The following is a 1,393-nucleotide window of genomic DNA, read 5'->3' as shown; positions in this document are numbered from 1 at the left end:
GTGGGCAGTAGTACGGGCAGTGATGCGGGCGGCGATGCGGCGGGCCAGGCCGACGATGCCGGTCGGCAGGAACAGCGTGACCAGCACGAAGATCAGCCCCAGCGCGTAGAGCCAGAATTCCGGCAGCACGCTGGTGAACCAGGTCTTCAGGCCGTTGACCGCGCCGGCGCCGATGATGGGGCCGATCAGCGTGCCGCGTCCGCCGGTGGCCACCCAGATCACCATTTCGATTGAGTTCTCGGTGGACATCTCGCCGGGATTGATGATGCCGACCTGCGGCACGTACAGCGCGCCGGCGATGCCGCAGAGCACGGCCGACAGCGTCCAGACGAAGAGCTTGAATCCCAGCGGCTCGTAGCCGATGAAGCGCAGCCGGCTTTCGCTGTCGCGCACGGCGGTCAGCACCCGACCCAGCTTGGACTGCGTGACGGCGCGCGCCAGCACCAGCGCGCCGGCCAGCGCCACCAGCGTGCTCCAGTACAGCGCGGCGCGCGTGCCCGGCGCCGTGATGTCATGGCCCAGAATGCGCTTGAAGTCGGTGAAGCCGTTGTTGCCGCCGAAGCCGGTGTCGTTGCGGAAGAACAGCAGCATGGCCGCGAAGGTCAGCGCCTGCGTGATGATGGAGAAGTACACGCCCTTGATGCGCGAGCGGAAGGCGAAGTAGCCGAACAGGAAGGCCAGCGCGCCGGGCACCAGCACGACCAGCAGCATGGCGTACCAGAAGTGCTCGGTGTACGACCAGTACCAGGGGTAGCTCTTCCAGTCCAGGAACACCATGAAGTCCGGCAGTTCGCTCTGGTAGGCGCCGTCGCGGCCGATGGCGCGCATCAGGTACATGCCATGGGCATAGCCGCCCAGCGCGAAGAACAGGCCATGGCCCAGCGACAGGATGCCGGCGTAGCCCCAGACCAGGTCCAGCGCCAGCGCGGCCAGCGCGTAGCACATGAACTTGCCCAGCAGCGCGACGGCATAGGACGAGACATGCAGCGGATGGCCCGGCGCGTACGCCAGGTTCAGCAGCGGCAGCAGCGCCAGCAGCGCGGCGGCGATGGCCAGCGCCGCCCAGGCGCGGGGGGAGTACAGCGGCCGGCGCAACGCCAGGCCCAGGTCCTGCGCGGCGGGTTTCATTCGACGCTCCGGCCGCGCGGGGCGAACAGGCCTTGCGGCCGCTTCTGCACAAACAGCACGATAAGCGCCAGGATGGTGATCTTGGCCATGACCGCTCCCGCATAGGGTTCCAGGAATTTGTTGACGCCGCCCAGGCCCAGCGCGGCGATGACGGTGCCGGCCAGCTGTCCCACGCCGCCCAGCACCACCACCATGAACGAATCGACGATGTAGCCCCGCCCCAGGTCCGGGCCCACATTGCCCAGCTGCGACAGCGCCACGCCGG

At 68.2% G+C, this 1,393-nt stretch carries 1 protein-coding gene and 1 pseudogene; both read right to left on the bottom strand.

Features of this window, described 5'->3' with window-relative positions:
• A partial coding sequence (gene urtC / locus KDH83_RS30685) for an urea ABC transporter permease subunit UrtC (RefSeq protein ID WP_212322811.1) occupies positions 1 to 1,128 on the bottom strand: 1,128 nt, incomplete at its 3' end.
• Positions 1,125 to 1,393, bottom strand: a pseudogene (locus tag KDH83_RS30680) (urea ABC transporter permease subunit UrtB); the annotation flags it as partial. The gene urtC and the pseudogene KDH83_RS30680, both read right to left, overlap by 4 nt.

Source organism: Achromobacter sp. Marseille-Q0513 (genome assembly GCF_018195695.1).
Classification (GTDB): Bacteria; Pseudomonadota; Gammaproteobacteria; order Burkholderiales; family Burkholderiaceae_B; genus Achromobacter.
The sequence above is the reverse complement of the archived record's forward strand: the minus strand, read 5'-3'. Positions and strand labels throughout refer to the sequence as shown.